Origin of the sequence: Pseudomonas sp. WS 5027 (genome assembly GCF_012985695.1) — a bacterium.
Taxonomy (GTDB): Bacteria; Pseudomonadota; Gammaproteobacteria; order Pseudomonadales; family Pseudomonadaceae; genus Aquipseudomonas; species Aquipseudomonas hygromyciniae.
The window spans coordinates 20803-38737 of sequence record NZ_JAAQWU010000030.1 but is presented as its reverse complement, the minus strand read 5'-3'; the positions used below and the strand labels follow the sequence as shown (position 1 = coordinate 38737).

11 protein-coding genes are annotated in these 17935 nt (G+C 62.9%); 10 read left to right on the top strand and 1 reads right to left on the bottom strand.

The annotated features are described in order from the left end of the window. The first annotated feature begins 60 nt into the window (after nucleotides 1–60). From HBO09_RS26165 to HBO09_RS26155, 3 genes are read left to right on the top strand one after another with little or no spacing between them, the layout of a single operon-like run. Nucleotides 61–849, top strand: coding sequence for an ABC transporter ATP-binding protein (locus tag HBO09_RS26165; protein ID WP_169998441.1), 789 nt, complete (start codon nucleotides 61–63; stop codon nucleotides 847–849). Continuing rightward, nucleotides 846–1793 (top strand): ABC transporter substrate-binding protein, encoded by a 948-nt coding sequence (locus tag HBO09_RS26160; protein ID WP_169998443.1) that lies wholly within the window; start codon nucleotides 846–848, stop codon nucleotides 1791–1793. Before HBO09_RS26165 ends, HBO09_RS26160 begins: the two co-directional genes overlap by 4 nt. Then, complete coding sequence (locus HBO09_RS26155) at nucleotides 1790–2800, top strand: iron ABC transporter permease (protein ID WP_169998445.1); 1011 nt, start codon at nucleotides 1790–1792, stop codon at nucleotides 2798–2800. The genes HBO09_RS26160 and HBO09_RS26155 overlap by 4 nt, the downstream gene beginning before the upstream one ends. Before the next feature lie 8 nt (nucleotides 2801–2808). Here HBO09_RS26155 and HBO09_RS26150 read toward each other — a convergent pair whose 3' ends face one another. Then, entirely contained in the window at nucleotides 2809–10683 is a 7875-nt protein-coding gene (locus HBO09_RS26150) for a DUF4329 domain-containing protein (protein ID WP_169998447.1), read from the bottom strand. Nucleotides 10684–10976: 293 nt separating this feature from the next. Between HBO09_RS26150 and urtA the strand changes: the two genes are divergently transcribed. The 7 genes from urtA to HBO09_RS26115 all read left to right on the top strand — a co-directional run bounded on the left by urtA (nucleotide 10977) and on the right by HBO09_RS26115 (nucleotide 17935). Continuing rightward, nucleotides 10977–12242 (top strand): urea ABC transporter substrate-binding protein, encoded by a 1266-nt coding sequence (gene urtA / locus HBO09_RS26145; protein ID WP_169998449.1) that lies wholly within the window; start codon nucleotides 10977–10979, stop codon nucleotides 12240–12242. Between the two features lie 96 nt (nucleotides 12243–12338). After that, the gene (urtB, locus tag HBO09_RS26140; protein ID WP_169998451.1) at nucleotides 12339–13841 is read left to right on the top strand and encodes an urea ABC transporter permease subunit UrtB; all 1503 of its coding nucleotides are present in this window, start codon (nucleotides 12339–12341) and stop codon (nucleotides 13839–13841) included. After that, nucleotides 13841–14920 carry an urea ABC transporter permease subunit UrtC gene (urtC, locus tag HBO09_RS26135; protein WP_169998454.1) on the top strand — a complete coding sequence of 360 codons (1080 nt, stop codon included), beginning with the start codon at nucleotides 13841–13843 and terminating at the stop codon, nucleotides 14918–14920. The genes urtB and urtC overlap by 1 nt, the downstream gene beginning before the upstream one ends. 23 nt (nucleotides 14921–14943) lie before the next feature. After that, nucleotides 14944–15777: an urea ABC transporter ATP-binding protein UrtD gene (urtD, locus tag HBO09_RS26130; protein WP_169998541.1), complete on the top strand. Its 834-nt coding sequence runs from the start codon at nucleotides 14944–14946 to the stop codon at nucleotides 15775–15777. A gap of 142 nt (nucleotides 15778–15919) precedes the next feature. Then, the gene (urtE, locus tag HBO09_RS26125) at nucleotides 15920–16618 is read left to right on the top strand and encodes an urea ABC transporter ATP-binding subunit UrtE (protein WP_029297740.1); all 699 of its coding nucleotides are present in this window, start codon (nucleotides 15920–15922) and stop codon (nucleotides 16616–16618) included. Between the two features lie 30 nt (nucleotides 16619–16648). Beyond that, nucleotides 16649–17488 (top strand): urease accessory protein UreD, encoded by an 840-nt coding sequence (locus HBO09_RS26120; protein WP_169998456.1) that lies wholly within the window; start codon nucleotides 16649–16651, stop codon nucleotides 17486–17488. Between the two features lie 144 nt (nucleotides 17489–17632). Next, the gene (locus HBO09_RS26115; RefSeq protein ID WP_032862374.1) at nucleotides 17633–17935 is read left to right on the top strand and encodes an urease subunit gamma; all 303 of its coding nucleotides are present in this window, start codon (nucleotides 17633–17635) and stop codon (nucleotides 17933–17935) included.

The window sequence follows — 17935 nt, the reverse complement described above, 5'->3', positions numbered from 1 at the left end:
CCGCATTCGCGAGCAAGCCCGCTCCCACATTTTGGGCCGGCGTTAACCTTGAGACCGATGATGACCACACTCCACCTCAACCACCTCGCCTGGTCCCCCCTGGGCCACGGCCACTGCCATCACCAGTTCCACCTGCGTGATGCCAGCCTGCAGGTGGGCGCCGGGGAGTTTGTCGGGCTGATCGGGCCCAATGGCAGCGGCAAGACCAGCCTGTTGCGCTGCGCCTATCGGTTCAGCAAACCCGAACAGGGCGAAGTGCGCCTCGATCACCGGAACGTCTGGAAGCAACCTTCACGCTGGTGCGCCCAGCGCATCGCCGTGGTGTTGCAGGAATTCCCCGATGCCTTCGGCCTGCGGGTCGATGAAGTGGTCGCCATGGGCCGCACACCCCACAAAGGGTTGTTCGACAGCGATACGCCGCACGACCGCCAACTGATTCAACAGGCCCTCGAATCCGTCGGCCTGCTGGGCTTTGAGGACCACGCCTTCGCCACCCTTTCCGGCGGTGAAAAACAACGGGTGATCCTCGCCCGCGCCCTGGCCCAGCAACCGCAATTGCTGATCCTCGACGAGCCGACCAACCACCTCGACCCGCGCTACCAGCTTGAGCTGCTCAAGCTGGTCAAGCGCTTGCAGATCGGCACCCTGGCCAGCATCCACGACCTGAACCTGGCGGCGGCCTTCTGTGACCGCCTGTACGTGATCAACCACGGACGCATCGTCACCAGCGGCACGCCCCACGAAGTACTGACCGCCGAGTTGCTGCGCGAGGTCTTCGGTGTCGAGGCGCTGATCGATACCCATCCCTTGTCCGGCTACCCCCGAATCACCTGGATAACCCAACCATGATCCTGCGCTCGCTGCTCTCCCTCGCCCTGCTGCTGGGCACTGCCCAGGCATTTGCCGAGGCGACCCACTACCCGCTGAAGATCCAGAGCTGCAACCGCGAGGTGACGTTCAACCAGGCGCCTGAACGCGCCGTCAGCCACGACATCAACATGACCCAGATGATGCTGGCCCTGGGGCTCAAGTCGCGCATGGTCGGCTACAGCGGCGTGACCGGCTGGAAAGCCGTGACCCCGCAAATGGCCCAGTTGCTCGACGGTCTGCCGGAGCTGGCGAGCAAGTACCCATCGGTGGAAACCCTGCTCAATGCCAACGTCGATTTCTTCTTCGCCGGCTGGGACTACGGCATGCGCGTGGGCGGCGACCTCACGCCGCAAACCCTGCAACCGTTGGGCATCAAAGTGCTGGAGCTCACTGAGTCCTGTGCGTTTGTGATGAAGCGCCCGGCCGCGACCCTGGATGACACCTATAACGACCTGCGCAACCTGGGCAAGATCTTCGACGTGCAGGACCGCGCCAATACCTTGATCGCACAGATGCAGGCACAGGTCGCCCAGGTGCAGAAAAACCTGCCGGCGGAAAAGCCCCGGGTATTTCTCTACGACAGTGGCGAAGACCGCGCCATGACCTCGGGCCGCCTAGGCATGCCGCAAGCGCTGATCGAGGCGGCGGGCGGGCGCAATATCCTCGATGACGTGGACGCCAGTTGGACCCGCATCAACTGGGAAACCGTGGTCGAGCGCAACCCACAGGTGATCGTGATCGTCGACTACAGCGAAATCAGCGCCACGCAGAAGCAGCAGTTTTTGCTGGATAACCCAGCGCTGCAATCGGTGGACGCCATCAAGCACCAGCGCTTTATCGTGATTCCCTACGTGCAGGCCACGCCGGGCATCGACAACGTGCTGGCGGTTGAAACCCTGGCCAAGGGGTTCCACGGCCAATGATCGAGCGCCGCTATGCCCTGCTGCTGATTGCCCTTGGCGCGCTGTTGCTGGTCTCTTGCGTGGTGTCGCTGGGGTTCGGTCCGGCGCGGGTGCCGCTGGAGGTGGTGTGGCGGATTCTGTTGCACAAGGCAATGGGCATCGGCGAGGTGAGCTGGAGCGCCGGCCAGGAACATATCGTCTGGCTGATCCGCGTCCCGCGTATGCTCCTCGGCGCCTTGGTGGGCGCAGGCCTTGCACTGATCGGCGCGGTGCTGCAGGCGGTGACGCGCAACCCGCTGGCCGACCCCCATCTGCTGGGCGTGACTTCCGGCGCCACGTTGGGCGCGGTGATCGTGGTGCTGCATGTCGGTCAGCTCATCGGCTTGCTGACCCTGCCGCTGGCCGCGTTTATCGGTGCGCTGTTGAGCATGCTTGTGGTGCTGGCCGTGGCCAGCCGCAACGGCCGCCTGGAAAGTGATCGCCTGCTGCTGTGCGGCGTCGCGGTGTCGTTTGTGATGATGGCGGTGGCCAACCTGCTGCTGTTCATGGGCGACCATCGCGCGGCGTCGGCGGTGATGTTCTGGATGCTTGGCGGCCTGGGCCTGGCACGCTGGGAGCTACTGGCCATTCCCGCTGCGGCGGTGCTGTGCGGGTTGCTCTTGCTGCTGGGCATGGCGCGCCCACTCAACGCGCTGATGGCCGGCGAACAAACCGCCGTCACCCTGGGCCTGAATGCGCGCACTGTGCGCCTGAAGGTGTTCCTGATTGCGTCGCTGATGACCGGCGTGCTGGTGTCCGTCAGCGGCTCCATCGGCTTTGTCGGGCTGATGGTGCCGCACATTGCCCGGCGCCTGGTGGGCGCCGAGCATCGACGGTTGTTGCCGGTCTGCGGGTTGCTGGGCAGCCTGTTCCTGGTATGGGTCGATGTCGCTGCACGCACCCTGATCGCCCCCGAGGATCTGCCTATCGGCGTGGCCACGGCGGCGATCGGTGGGCTGTTTTTCATTGGCCTGATGCGCAAGCGCTGAGCACTCGATTACAGCTCGTCGCGGTCGCGCAGTTGCAGGGGTTCGTCAATCAGCGGAGCGTCGGTCTGCACCCCATTGCGGCTGTCCTTTTGCACCTCGGAAATCAGCCCTTCGTTCTGCCAATAGGTATCCCTGTCGAGCACAGACAGCTGACCAACCCCGGTCAAACGCTGGAGAAACTCCAGGGGCGTGAGACTGGCCGCAGTGGCCATCAGCTGGTTTTCCAGGGGTGAAAAACCCGGTACGTATTTCAACTGCGCGCCACCCCGGGTAACCAGGTAAAGGCTCGTCGTAGTTTCTGACTGTGCCTTGAGAACGCGGATGAAATAAGCCAGGAACGATGGCTCGATAAAGTTGCTGATGAGCACCTCATCCCTGGAATCAGCACTGTCGACCGGCGCCGAATCCCTATAGGCCAACTGCGCGCCCACCACCCGGTACAGAACCGGAAAGTCCGGATAAGGTACCGGCCCGCTCGCAGGCTGCGAGATCGGTTGCACCGGCCCCGAACGCCCGGTGTAAAACAGGCGGAACAGACGTGTCGCATCCAGCCCCGGCCACAACGGCAGGGTCGCGATAAACGACGAGCTGTTCGGATTGGCCAGGATGGCCGCCACATAGTTGTGGCCCCCGCGCGTCAACAGCCGACGTTGCACGTAGCGGGCGGCATCATCGGCATGGGAGAACAACGGGCCGCAACCCATTGGGTAATCGAAGAACCCCTCTCCCGTTCCCGGCCACCAATCGGGCGTGATCCGCCGCGTCCCCGCCCAGACCGAGCCCTCGACCAGTACATCAAGGTTGCCGAGTCGAGCCAGCTCCTGCACATACCACAGCAGCGTCATCTTGCCCTCGCGCAGTTGCTGGCGAAGCATCGGGAAGTGGTTGCGATCGTCCTGTTCCTCGTCCGTTTGCAGGTACTGATACCTGAGCAGCGCCCCCTCCGGGCAGGACAGGTACAGCGCCAGCCGCTTGCCCTTCACGCCATGACGGGCAAAGCGAATGCCGTTGTCGACGTCCAGGGGCGAATGAATCATCCGCTCATGGGGGTCTTGCAAGGGGGTCAGGGTTTCAAGGGCGGCACACAGATAGAGGCCCTCCATGACATAGCCCTGGGGCAGCAGGCCGCTTGGAAACACCTGCTCGAATTTCCAATAACTGCTACGCACCAACGGCATCGTCACCATGTATTGATCTTTACGCGCATCCTTGAACACGTAGCCGAACTGCAACGCCGGCCCGTATTGGCAGCGCTCATGGGCGTAGCGCACAGCCGCCTGCTCCTGGGCAAAAACCGGACTGAAGGCAGGATCCGCCAGCGCATTTTCGATCAAGATTCCAGGCGCGCGATAAGCATTGGGGACAAAACCCTGGAGTAACCTCGGCGGGCCCCAGACCTCGCTGCCGTCCACCACGCGCAAGCGCCCGGCCTTGCTCAGGCGCTGGACGAACGCTTCTGGCGTGAGTTTTCCAGCGCGGATCTGTTGCTCAAGCTTGTTCTCCAGGCGGTCCTCGCGCACCAGGTTCAGGGGCTGCAGATCATTCTTCAAGGCCGTTTCCAGCGCCGAGTCGCTGCGGCTGTAACTGATGATGCTGGCGTCGGCACCGAACAGGTATTCACGGCTCAGGTTGGCATGGGCGCTGTTCAGCACCGCACTGATCACCCGGGTCGAGAGCATATTGCGGTAGATATCCCGCTGCGTGGCATCCAGGGTAAACGGCAGTTCGCGCCCCGGGCTTGAACGATAGCGTGCCACCAGGGTATGGGCTGCGGGAAAGCCACCCACGGCCACCATCTCATCGGGAAAAATCCAGGTGTGCTCGAAATCTTCGCGGGGCACGCTCACAGGTTCCGTGGCGACGAACAGACCGTCCGGGCGCTTGAGGATCAGGCCGCCGAACAGTCGCCCGCCATTGCTGGCCGGCAGACGGGAACGGGCATACCGAGCCGCGTCATCCTGTTCATTGAACACTGGCCCCAGACGGCGGCGGATAAAGTGCGCGTAGGGTCGCCACTGCGAAGGCTCCTTGCTCACCGGCCCCCGGCGGTCCCAGCATTGACTGGAATACAGCACCGTCAAATCACCGGTCTTGGCCATCAACGAAACATAACGGCGAATATCCAGGGTGCCGCTGCTCAGACTCATGCCCTGTACGCTGACTTCGTCACCATTGCCGCCGCCACTGAACAGCGAGGTCGCGGGCGGCTGATAGCGCAGTAACGCGCCTTCAAGCGTCGACAGATAAACCGGTAACACGTCGCTGGAGCCTGCGCGGGGCAAAGAGCGGGCGTCTTTTTCGGCCCGTTGCAGCAATTGCGGGGTCGCGAAAAAGCGCGCCAGCCAGGCCTCGGTGGAAGGCAGGCCGCTGGGCAGCCATTGCTGGGAATAGAACATCCCGACCAACACGAAACCGTGGGCAAACCCACCCCCCTCCAGATAGGCCGCACCGATGGACGAGTCACTCAACCAGGCATTGGAGGCCTCGGGCGCCAGTTCGCTGACCACGTATTCACTTTTTTGCGGGTGTTTGAGCAAGTACGCGGTACACCCCTGGGCAGCCAGGTTTCGTCCATAACCGCGCTTATGGGCATTGATCGCCGCAGCGTCCGGGCTGGTGAAAATGGCGCTCAAGGACGGCGTTTGCGGGGCCACCTCGGCGTATTCGAAATTCGGTGTCCAGTCGTCATAGACCCGCAGGCGCGGGCCCCACAACCGGGTGTGGGCGAGCACCCGCAGTTCACCCGCGTCCGCCACGCGAGTCACGATGTCTTGTGGCTTGAGCACACCGCGCTCCAGGCGAAGACGGTAGTTATCGACCCCGGGCTCTCGACGGGTGTTGGCCAGTACCAACGCTTCCTTTTGCGAACCGCTGGGCTGGTAACAGATCAGGTTGTTGGGCGTCCCGCTCAAGTACGCAGGCAGTCCAGAGAGGATCGCCGAGCGGATTTCCTGATCGCTGAACATCGAGGCGCTGACTTCAAGGTCGGTCAGCGTCCACCCCAGGCGCCGCCAACGCTCCAGCTCAGCCTGGGACAGCGGTGGATGGGAGGCGTAGCGCCCATGGATGACATGGTCGGCCGGCGGCACCAGCAGCCCGTTATCGGCCGATGACAGCAGCAAGTCCCCGGCAAATCCATCGCCCTGGACACGTACCGGTTCGGTGAATGCAAAGCGCTGATCGGGGAGCCGCAAGATGTAGCCGCCAAAGGCCATATCACGCCGTACGCCGATGCGTTCGTGGGCATGCCGCGCGGCATCGTCGGCACTCAGGAAGGTGGCGTCGATGCTCTGGTCCTTGGCACCCAGCGGCAGGGTTTCACCGTCATACAACACCCCCCGCTGGGTCCAGAGCTGGCCGACCTGCAGCACCGTCAGCTCGCCTGCACGAATAACCCGGCGCACGAACGCCCGGGGTGACAACGAACCGTCCATCAAGGCGGCCTGGTTGCCGTTATCCGTCACCGTGCCGTCCGTGGCCACGCTGAACAATTCGGTGGCCGCCTTGGCGTCGGGCGCTTGCCATTGCAACAGCGCCCGGTCGCCGGTGTGCAAAAACAGCTTCAAGCCCTGGTCGGCAATCTGCAGGCTCTGGGTGCCGGCCGCCTGATTCATCGCCGTGACCAGCAACTGTGGACTGACAAAGCGCTTGTACAGCCAGGGCTCCGTGGCGGGCAACGGCGCATCCGCCATCGGTGCGGGGGAGTAATAGAAGCCCACCAGGCGATAGTTGGAGGGCAGCCGCGGCTGGCCGTTATTGCGCAGCGGGAACAACCCGGTCAACGAAGGCCCCAGGGCCGTGGGTTCGGTAGCGATATAGGTCAAAGCCGTCAGGTGCTTGAGGACAACCCCCTGATAGCCCGTCTGACGCAACCCCGCAGTCGCACTCAAGGCAACCAACACCGCTGCATGCGCGGTACTCAGCATGGGCGTGAAGAACGGTTGCGCCTGCGCGGCCCCGCCGCTGCTCACGGGGCTGCGCAAGGTCCAGCCTTGAGGCACCTTGCCGCGTACACCGCCCCATACCGGTGAAGGCACCACCACGTGTAACTCGCCGGCTTGCGCCAACCGCCAGACAGCGCCTTCGAACGCGGTGAACGGCACCACCGCCTGCGTGCCTGTCAGTTGAGCCTCGAGGTTTGTCTCCTCGGCCGAGCCGCTGCTCACATATTTGAGCAGCGAGTTGACCGCCCCCGACAGGTAATGCACCCGAGCGAAGTGACGATGGGTGATGACAAACACCTGGTCGGCGTTGGAGTAGAAGCTGTTGAACAACTCGACCTGGTCGTCGGTGAAGCCGGGGTTGAATTGCCTTATCTGACCGGCGTCGGCCGGGTGCGAGTGGTAGAGCGCGTGGCACTCGTAGCCATGGGGCGCGATGAAGTTGTCCTGCTCATCGGCCGCCAGAATCGTGTAGAAATCGAACATGGCATGGGCACCGCTGCCCGGATGCGTGGCGAAGTAGCGGTTGCCACGCTTGAGAATGAGGCCGCCATACTCTTTGTCACGCCGGGTGCCGATCTGATTGTGCGCCCAGCGCGCAGCGTCGTCGGGCTGGGTGAACGCCGGCCCCACCGTCACCAGCGGGATATCGGCAAACGGGCGCCACGTAGCCGTGACCACACCCGCCCGGTCCCACATCCGGTTGGTGGCCAGCACCGTCAGCTCACCGACGGCCGCGACCTGCAGCACATACTCCTGGGGGGTAAGGCTGCCTTTGAGCAAAGCGCTATCGGCCTCGGGGCTACTGCCAAAAAGCTCGGTTTCTGCGGTCGAGAAGCCAAACCGATAGCGCAACAGCGCCCCACCGGCGGTTTGCTGATAAAGCCCCAGCGGCTGCTCCGGTACCTGCAGGTTGGCAATCAGGCCCGCCTGTTGGGCCGCGCTGCCCAACGCCTGCGGTGCAAAAAAGCTGCGGTACAGCCAGGGCTGATGCATGGCCAGACGACTGCGTTCGGCAGGTGATTCGCAGTAGAACCCGACGATGCGGTGCTCGTCCGGCAGCAGGTAGTTGCCGTCCGCATCCGTGGATAACAGGTGGTTCACGTAAAAGCGTGGTTCGTCGAGCACCTGGGCCTGGGTCGCGACAAATTCGTCCTTGCCGTCGCGCTTGAGCACCAGCCCAAGGCGCCAGGCCGTCCCTGGGCCGGTACCGAGCGCCACGCCCGCTGCAATGGCATCGCTGACCGTGGCGCAGACGTGGGACAACAGCGGCAACAACCCCGGCGCTGGCGCAGCGAACGCCCGATAGAGCTCCCAGTTCTGCGGAACTACCCCTCGAGAGCCACCCCACAACGGATTGCTGGTGACAAAACTCAACTCACCCACCTCGAGCAATTTTTTCAGATGACCTTCCAGCGAGCCATCCGTCCCCCACTGCGCGTCGCTGACCGTGCCCAAAATCCACTTGGCGTATTGCGCCTCGGCGAACGACCCACTGGGGCGATAGCGCACCAGGGAATCATCGGGACCCGACAAGTAAGACAATGCAAAGTTGTGCTGATAGGTGATATCCCCAGCCGCATCCCATGGGGAAAAGAAATTCAGATGAACCCTCACCTGCTGCTCGGACATCTTCGGGTTGGCGCTGGCAACCTGTTGGTAATCCGCAGGATGGGAATGATAAAGCCCGGCGCGGCGGTAACCGGCAATCGGCAAGAAGCTGCCATCCTCGCGGGTGCTGAGGACGTCGCGGATGTCAAACTCAAGCCCCTGGCCACTGACCGGCTCGGTGGCAAAAAAGTAACCTTGAAGGTTGCGCAGGATGACGCCGCCGTACTCACGGTCACGCCGTGCACCGATGCGCCGGTGCGCCCACAACGCCGCGTCATCGGCTTTAATAAAAGCCGGGCTCAATGCAGGCAGGGGCACCGTTGTACCCGGTGTTGCCCGGTCCTTGAATGGCACCCAGTGCTTGTCGATTGATCCAGCCGGCCCCCACAAACTATTGCCCTTCACTACGCGCAAATGGCTGACCTCTGCCAGCGTACGGATGGCATCGGCGGGTTTGTAGGTGCCGTCCGCCAGGTTCCTGGCAACCAGGCTGCCGCCCCTGGGCGCTTCGAAAAAGCCGAGGAATTCGCTGCTCTTCGCACCACGGGTGTCCAGGACGATCAGGCTGTCTTTGGCTCCGGACAGGTAGCCCGGCACTTGCAACTGGTGGATCCGATAGGCTTCCTCGGCAGTGAAACCCTGGGCGTAGACATCCACCTCATCGCTCGACCAGTTCGCCCGGGCCTGGGCATCCAGGTTCAACAGCGAGGGCGCCACGTGGGAGCCGAACCAGGCGTGCAGTTGGTAACCATCGGGCAGCGCCAATTGCTTGGAGTACGGTTCCCAAGGATAGAACCCCTGGAATGCGTATGGATTGCCGGGGGTTTCCAGTTGCTGGGTCAACACATAACGATGGTCGGCCTGCTTGAGAATCAGCGCGCCATATTCACGACCACGACGACCTCCCACCTGGGCATGGGCGTACAGCGCGGCCTCATCGGCGGAGGCAAAGGGCTGGCTCAGGGTGAGCGCCTTTTGCGGGAAACTCGCAAAGGGCGTCCAGTTGTTCTCGACCACCCCCTCCACGTCCCACAGTGCACTGGTTTTCTCCACACTCAACTCACCCGCAGCAGCCACCCGCGCCACAAACTGGGCAGGCGTCAGCGTTCCGCGCTCCAGGGCCTGTTGAATCCCCTGGTCGGACACCCCACCCGCATCATCCTCCTTGAACAACTGCGTTTCTGCCGGCGAGCCGCTGAACCGGTAACGCAGCAGCGCATCGTCCTTGGTCCGCAGGTACAGGGAAATGCCCAGTGCAGAGGTCGGTGCCTGCTGGTAGCGACGAGCCTTGGCAATGTAGGCCGCCAGCTCGCCGGGGCTGAAAAACTGCTGGTACAACCAGGGTTCTATGCTGGGCGTCTGCGCCAGCACCGGTTGCGACAGGTAGAAGAAACCGTGCACATGAAACCCCTCCGGCAACAAGGGTCCGCCCGCCAGCGAAGGCAACCGGTTATCGGCCGGAACCAGCTCTGCGGCGCCCAATGCCAGGGCCTGTGTCGCGACAAATTCACTGCGCTGTTCATGCTTGAGCAGCATGGCCATCTGGCGAAGTTCAGGTTTGCGGCGCATGCGCACCTGGGCCGCGTTCAGCGCCTTGGTCACATCCTGGAACAGCGGGCCACACGCCACCGTGCCCTGAGGCTCGACCAGCGGCAGATAAGGCTGCCAACCCTGGTCAATCAGCCCCGCAGCGCCGCCCCAATCATCACTGGCCAGAAGTAGGGACAAGCGCCCCAGCGATGCCAGCTTCTTGATGTAACCCTCCAGCGTGCCGTCATGACCATGGGCAGGCAGGGCCGTTTTGACGTCATCGAGCCAGTCGACAAACTGCCGCTCGGCCTCGGAGAAACTGGGCTGGTACTTGAGTAGCGTGCCGTTGGGCCCCGATAGATAGGCGGTGACCAGTGATCGCCCTTCGTAGTGATTGAAGACCACGTCCCGCTCGGAAAAAAAATCGTTGAAGACCCGCACCTGCCGATCGGTATAGCGCGGGTTTGAGCGCTTCAGGAAGTCAAATTGCTGGGGGTGCGAGTGAATCCCGCCCACCAACTTATAGCCAGGCGGTTCCACAAATGAATTGCCTGCGCCGCGCTCCAGCAACAGCTCGAAGTCAAACGTGGCCGCCTTGCCGGGAATCGGCTGCGTGGCGTAAATCCGCTGATCCGACAACCTTTGCAAAATGACGCTGCCGTATTCCACGTCACGCTTGTTGCCAATGCGTTCGTGGACATACCGCGCGGCATCATCGGCCGTGAGAAACGCTGGGCTGTATTGATACTTCGCGGCCTTCGCTACCGCAGCCCGTTTTTCCCTGGATCGTTGTTCTTCCATGACACCCCCTTGATCGCTTGTAGTGAGCTTGCGAATGCAAGCCCTGGCAAAGCGTCCTCCCATGCACCCGCGCCATGGCGCTGCATAGTTAGGGGGCCCTGCGCCCTGGCACTCTTTCGGCGCATTGCCTGCACCGGCGCCGCCAGGCCGCCCGCTATTGGTGCGCGCCCACGCCCGCCGGCACGTGCCGCCCCGTAAAACCGGGCGTTCGGCTATCGGGCACAGCCTTTGCAAATAGCCCTTTAGCGTTCACATCTGCTCATCAGAAAAATAAACGTCACGGGGACCACACCATGAAGCGTCGCAGCTTGATCAAGGCTTTCACTCTGTCGGCATCCATTGCCGCCATGGGCATGACCTGGACTGTCCAGGCCGCCGAGACCATCAAGGTCGGCATCCTGCATTCGCTGTCCGGGACCATGGCCATTTCCGAAACGTCCCTCAAGGACATGGCGTTGATGACCATCGACCAGATCAACGCCAAGGGCGGCGTGAACGGCAAGCTGCTGGAGCCGGTGATCGTGGACCCTGCGTCCAACTGGCCGCTGTTCGCCGAGAAAGGCCGGCAGTTGCTGACCCAGGACAAGGTGGCGGTGGTGTTTGGCTGCTGGACCTCGGTGTCGCGCAAATCGGTGTTGCCGGTGTTCGAAGAACTCAACGGCCTGCTGTTCTACCCGGTGCAGTACGAAGGCGAAGAAATGTCGCCCAACGTGTTCTACACCGGTGCGGCGCCCAACCAACAGGCAATCCCGGCGGTGGAGTACCTGATGAGCGAAGAAGGCGGCAGCGCCAAGCGCTTCTTCCTGCTGGGCACCGACTACGTGTACCCACGCACCACCAATAAGATCCTGCGCGCGTTCCTGCATTCCAAAGGCGTGGCCGACAAGGACATCGAAGAGGTCTACACCCCGTTCGGCCATAGCGATTACCAGACCATCGTGGCCAACATCAAAAAGTTCTCGGCCGGCGGCAAGACTGCGGTGGTGTCCACGGTCAACGGCGACTCCAACGTGCCGTTCTACAAGGAACTGGCCAACCAGGGCCTGAAAGCCACCGAGGTTCCGGTGGTGGCGTTCTCGGTAGGCGAAGAAGAACTGCGCGGCATCGACACCAAGCCACTGGTGGGCAACCTGGCAGCATGGAACTACTTCCAGTCGGTAGAGAACCCGGTCAACGCCAAGTTCGTCGCCGACTGGAAAGCCTATGCCAAGGCGAAAAACCTGCCGGGCGCCGACAAGGCCGTGACCAACGACCCGATGGAAGCCACCTACGTCGGCATCCATATGTGGGCGCAGGCCGTGGAGAAAGCCAAGTCCACCGACGTCGACAAAGTGCGTGAAGCCCTGGCCGGCCAGACCTTCGCCGCGCCGTCGGGCTACACCCTGACCATGGACAAGACCAACCACCACCTGCACAAGCCGGTGATGATTGGCGAGATCCAGTCGGACGGCCAGTTCTCGGTGGTGTGGCAGACCGAAGGACCGATCCGCGCCCAGCCGTGGAGCCCGTACATCCCTGGCAATGACAAGAAGCCGGATCACGCGGTGAAGAGCAACTAAGCCCCAACACAGATCAAATGTGGGAGCGGCGGTGCGACGATTCGACTTGCTCGCTCCCACATAAACCTAGTCCGTGCATGACCAGGACATTTGTTTATGCCCACTGCCCTCCACCGTTTCATCCTGGCCTGCCTGCTGTTGCTGCCCCTGGCCGCACACTCAGGCGATGCCGAAGACTTCCTCGCGGCCAACCCCATGCAACAGGCCAAACTGTTGCAAGACTGGGCCGCCCAGCCCGACCCGGCGCGCATCGAGTTGGTCAACGCCCTGCAACAAGGCCAAGTCAGCGTCAACGGCGAAACCAAGACCGTACGCCTGAACAACCGCCTGCGCGGCTTGATCAACAACGTGCAGGCCAGCCAGCAACTGCTCGCCGCCGATCCCAAGGTACGCCTGGCCGCCGCCCAAACCCTGCAGAAAAGCGCGCAACCTGCGCAACTGAAATTCCTCGACCAGCAACTCGCCAGCGAAACTGACGACGACGTCCACAGCGCCCTGAGCCTGGCCCTGGCCAACCTGCAACTGGTCGATCCCGACCCGGCCGTGCGCCTGGCCGCCGTACGTCTGCTGGGCAGCACCGGCGACCCACTGGCGCGCACGCGCCTGGAAGCATTGCTGGCGCCCGGCGTGGAAACCGATGCCGGGGTGCACACCGCCGCCGAAACCAGCCTGGCCCAGGTCAAGCGCAAGCTGCTGGTGGGCGAAATCCTTGGACAAGCGTTCAGCGGCATGTCCCTGGGCTCGATCCTGTTGCTCGCGGCCCTGGGCCTGGCGATCACCTTCGGCTTGCTCGGGGTGATCAATATGGCCCACGGCGAGATGCTGATGCTCGGCGCCTACTCCACCTATGTGGTGCAGTTGCTGATGCAGCGCTACGTGCCCCAGGCCATCGAGTTCTACCCGCTGATCGCGCTGCCGGTGGCGTTTTTTGTCACCGCAGGCATCGGCATGGCCCTGGAGCGCACGGTGATCCGCCACCTCTATGGCCGGCCACTGGAAACCCTGCTGGCTACCTGGGGCATCAGCCTGATGCTGATCCAACTGGTGCGCCTGCTGTTCGGCGCACAGAACGTCGAAGTGGCCAACCCGGCCTGGCTGTCGGGCGGGATCCAGGTGCTGCCCAACCTGGTGCTGCCGTACAACCGCATCGTCATCATCGGCTTTGCGCTGTGCGTGGTGGTGCTGACCTGGCTGCTGCTGAACAAGACCCGCCTGGGCCTCAACGTGCGCGCCGTAACCCAGAACCGCAACATGGCCGCCTGCTGCGGCGTGCCCACCGGGCGCGTGGACATGCTCGCCTTTGGCCTCGGCTCGGGCATCGCAGGCTTAGGTGGCGTGGCCCTGAGCCAGATCGGCAACGTCGGCCCGGACCTGGGCCAGAGCTACATCATCGACTCGTTCCTGGTGGTGGTGCTCGGCGGTGTCGGCCAGTTGGCCGGCAGCGTCATGGCCGCGTTTGGCCTGGGGATCGCCAACAAGATTCTTGAACCGCAGATCGGTGCCGTGCTCGGCAAGATCCTGATCCTCGCGCTGATCATTCTGTTTATCCAGAAACGCCCGCAAGGACTCTTCGCACTGAAAGGACGGGTGATCGACTGATGAACCAGCCATTGATGCTCACGGCCGCGCAAAAGGCCGGCCCCAAGGTGACAATTGCAGTGGGCGCGGTAATCCTCGCCGTGCTGCTGGCGTTGCCGCTGCTGTCGCTGTTGCCCGCAGAAAGCGCATTCCACGTCTCGGCCTACACCCTGACCCTGGTGGGCAAGATCCTCTGCTACGCCATCGTCGCCCTGGCCCTGGACTTGGTGTGGGGCTACGCCGGCATGTTGTCCCTGGGCCACGGCCTGTTCTTTGCCCTCGGCGGCTATGCCATGGGCATGTACCTGATGCGCCAGGCCGCCGGTAGCGAGTTGCCGGCGTTCATGACCTTTCTGTCGTGGACCGAACTGCCGTGGTATTGGGTCGGTACCCAGTACTTCCTGTGGGCCTTGTGCCTGGTGGTATTGGCCCCGGGTTTACTGGCGCTGGTGTTCGGTTTCTTCGCCTTCCGCTCGCGGATCAAGGGCGTGTATTTCTCGATCATGACCCAGGCCCTGACCTTTGCCGGGATGCTGTTGTTTTTCCGCAACGAGACCGGCTTTGGCGGCAACAACGGCTTTACCAACTTCCGCAGCATCCTGGGCTTTGGCATCACCGAGCCCGGCACTCGCGCGGTGCTGTTCCTGGCCACGGTGCTGCTGTTGGTGGGCAGCCTGTTTATCGGCTGGCGCCTGGCCCGGAGCAAGTTCGGTCGCGTGCTGACCGCCCTGCGCGACGCCGAAAACCGCCTGATGTTCTGCGGCTACGACCCCCGTGGCTTCAAGCTGTTTGTGTGGGTGTTGAGCGCGGTGCTGTGCGGCCTGGCCGGCGCGTTGTACGTGCCGCAGGTGGGCATCATCAACCCCAGCGAAATGTCGCCGACCAACTCCATCGAAGCCGCCGTGTGGGTCGCCCTCGGCGGGCGCGGCACGCTGATCGGCCCGCTGCTGGGGGCCGGCGTGGTCAACGGCATGAAGAGCTGGTTCACCGTGGCCTTCCCTGAATACTGGCTGTTCTTCCTTGGTGCGTTGTTCATCATCGTCACCCTGTATCTGCCCAAGGGCATCATCGGCCTGTTGAAGAAAAGGGGCGAACAATGAGAGTCACGGCAACCGACCAGTTCATGCTCGAACCGATCATCGAACCGAACCGCGACCAGGGCACCAGCCGCGATGCCATCGGCCTCGGCCAGGCCGCCGGCAAAGGCCTGAACACCCGCCACGGCACGATCCTGACCCTGGAAGACATCAGCGTCAGCTTCGACGGTTTCAAGGCCCTCAACGACTTGAACCTGTACATCGGTGTTGGCGAGCTGCGCTGCATCATCGGCCCCAACGGCGCGGGCAAGACCACGTTAATGGACGTGATTACCGGCAAGACCCGCCCCAGCCACGGCAAAGCCTGGTTCGGCGAAACCCTGGACCTGACCCGCATGAGCGAAGTGCAGATCGCCCAGGCCGGCATCGGCCGCAAGTTCCAGAAGCCCACGGTGTTCGAAGCCCTGAGCGTGTTCGAGAACCTGGAACTGGCGCAAAAGACCGACAAATCGGTCTGGGCCAGCCTGCGCGCACGCCTGAGCGGTGAACAAAAGGACCGCATCGACGAGGTGCTCGACACCATCCGCCTTAGCGCATCGGTGCAACGCCCGGCCGGCTTGCTGTCCCACGGCCAGAAGCAGTTCCTGGAGATCGGCATGCTGCTGATGCAAGACCCGCAACTGCTGCTACTCGACGAGCCGGTAGCCGGCATGACCGACGCCGAAACCGAGTTCACCGCCGAGCTGTTCAAGCGCCTGGCGGGCAAGCATTCGCTGATGGTGGTGGAGCACGACATGGGCTTTGTCGGCTCGATTGCCGACCACGTCACGGTGCTGCACCAAGGCAGCGTGCTGGCGGAAGGGTCGCTGGAGCAGGTGCAGGAAAACGAGCGCGTCATCGAGGTGTATCTCGGTCGCTAAACCTGATGCGGATTGCTCTCTGTAGGAGCGAGCTAGCTCGCGAAGATCGTCAACGATAACGCGCCGAGCCTGAATGCCCGCGGTGCCTTGGCGTTTTTCGCGAGCTAGCTCGCTCCTACAGGGAATTGAGGAGAATTTGAACATGCTGCAAGTCGACAAATTGCACCAGTACTACGGTGGCAGCCATATCCTGCGCGGCCTGTCCTTTGACGTGAAAGTCGGCGAAGTCACCTGCCTGCTCGGTCGAAATGGCGTGGGCAAGACCACCCTGCTCAAATGCCTGATGGGCCTGCTGCCCGCCAAGGAAGGCGCGGTGAACTGGGAAGGCAAGGCCATCACCGGCTTCAAGCCACACCAGCGGGTACACGCCGGCATCGCCTACGTGCCCCAGGGCCGGGAGATTTTCGGCCGGCTGACGGTGGAAGAAAACCTGCTGATGGGCCTGTCGCGCTTTCCCGGCAGCGAAGCCAAACAAGTCCCGGCATTTATCTACGAGCTGTTCCCGGTGCTGCTGCAGATGAAGCACCGGCGCGGTGGCGATCTGTCTGGCGGCCAGCAGCAACAGTTGGCCATCGGCCGCGCCCTGGCCAGCCGTCCGCGCCTGCTGATCCTCGACGAACCCACGGAAGGCATCCAGCCCTCGGTGATCAAGGAGATCGGCGCGGTGATCAAAAAACTCGCCGAGCGCGGCGACATGGCGATTTTGCTGGTGGAGCAGTTCTACGACTTCGCCGCCGAGCTGGCCGATCAATACCTGGTGATGTCCCGGGGTGAAATCGTCCAGCAAGGCCGTGGTGAAAATATGGAGGCCGAGGGTGTACGCGGCCTGGTTACCATCTAATCTGTAGCGTCTTGTCGATAAGCCCAAACCATGACCGCTCCTGCCCCCACCGCCCTGTTCACCCCCAGCTGGCACGCCGCGCTGGAGTTGGGCTATGCGCGATTCGGCGCGACCACGCGCCCGGTGCTGCGCCGCCACCTTGGCCCGCTGCGGGTGCAAAAACACCTGTATGCCGAAGGCCCCGAGGTGTGCCAGCACATCATCGTGCACCCGCCGGGCGGGATTGCCGGCGGGGATCGCCTGGATATCACCGCCCACCTGGCTGAGGGCGCGTGGGCGCAATTGACCAGCCCCGGCGCCGCCAAGTGGTATCGCGCCAGCGGGCCGGCCTACCAGCAGGTGGTATTGACGGTCGAGGCCGGCGCCACCCTGGAATGGTTGCCCCAGGAAACCATCGTGTTCAGCGCCGCCCAGGCCGAACTCAGCACCCGCATCAACCTCGAAGGCGACGCCCGGTTGTTCTACTGGGACTTGGTGGCGTTGGGGCGCCCGGCCAGCGGCGAGCGTTTTGACCGTGGGCACTTTCAGTCGCACCTGGATATCCGCCGCGACGGCCAGTTGCTGTGGCATGAGCGCCAACGCATCGTCGGCGACGACGGCCTGCTCGACTCGCCCATTGGCCTGGATGGCCAGCCGGTATTTGCCACGTTGCTGGTGAGCGGTGAAATCGATACCGAACTGCTTGAACAATGCCGTGCGCTGCCCCATGCAGTGCGTGGCGACCTGACCCAACTGCCGGGTTTGCTGGTGGCGCGCTGCCTGGCCAGCGAGACCTTGCAGGCCAGGGCCTGGTTGATTGATTTATGGCGGCTGTTGCGCCCGGCGCTGCTGGGGCGTGAGGCCATACCACCAAGGATTTGGAACACATGAGATCAAAATGTGGGAGCGGGCTTGCTCGCGAATGCGGTGGGTCAGTAATGGATATGTTGACTGATACACCGCATTCGCGAGCAAGCCCGCTCCCACATTGGACCTGTGTTGTTAATAATTGTTTTTCAAAACGGATTGCTGACCATGGACCTGACCCCACGGGAAAAAGACAAACTGCTGATCTTCACCGCAGGCCTGGTGGCCGAGCGCCGCCTGGCGCGCGGGGTGAAGCTCAATTACCCGGAAACCATCGCCTACATTTCCGCCGCCCTGCTCGAAGGCGCGCGCGATGGGCGCACCGTAGCCGACCTGATGCACTTTGGCACCACCCTGCTCAGTCGCGAGCAAGTGATGGAAGGCATCCCGGAGATGATCCCGGATATCCAGGTCGAAGCCACCTTCCCCGACGGCACCAAGCTGGTGACCGTCCACCAACCCATCGCCTGA

Coding starts and splice junctions, on each gene's coding strand:
- HBO09_RS26165 (WP_169998441.1), top strand. CDS start 61: ATGACCACACTCCACCTCAACCACCTCGCCTGGTCCCCCCTGGGCCAC.
- HBO09_RS26160 (WP_169998443.1), top strand. CDS start 846: ATGATCCTGCGCTCGCTGCTCTCCCTCGCCCTGCTGCTGGGCACTGCC.
- HBO09_RS26155 (WP_169998445.1), top strand. CDS start 1,790: ATGATCGAGCGCCGCTATGCCCTGCTGCTGATTGCCCTTGGCGCGCTG.
- HBO09_RS26150 (WP_169998447.1), bottom strand. CDS start 10,683: ATGGAAGAACAACGATCCAGGGAAAAACGGGCTGCGGTAGCGAAGGCC.
- urtA (WP_169998449.1), top strand. CDS start 10,977: ATGAAGCGTCGCAGCTTGATCAAGGCTTTCACTCTGTCGGCATCCATT.
- urtB (WP_169998451.1), top strand. CDS start 12,339: ATGCCCACTGCCCTCCACCGTTTCATCCTGGCCTGCCTGCTGTTGCTG.
- urtC (WP_169998454.1), top strand. CDS start 13,841: ATGAACCAGCCATTGATGCTCACGGCCGCGCAAAAGGCCGGCCCCAAG.
- urtD (WP_169998541.1), top strand. CDS start 14,944: ATGCTCGAACCGATCATCGAACCGAACCGCGACCAGGGCACCAGCCGC.
- urtE (WP_029297740.1), top strand. CDS start 15,920: ATGCTGCAAGTCGACAAATTGCACCAGTACTACGGTGGCAGCCATATC.
- HBO09_RS26120 (WP_169998456.1), top strand. CDS start 16,649: ATGACCGCTCCTGCCCCCACCGCCCTGTTCACCCCCAGCTGGCACGCC.
- HBO09_RS26115 (WP_032862374.1), top strand. CDS start 17,633: ATGGACCTGACCCCACGGGAAAAAGACAAACTGCTGATCTTCACCGCA.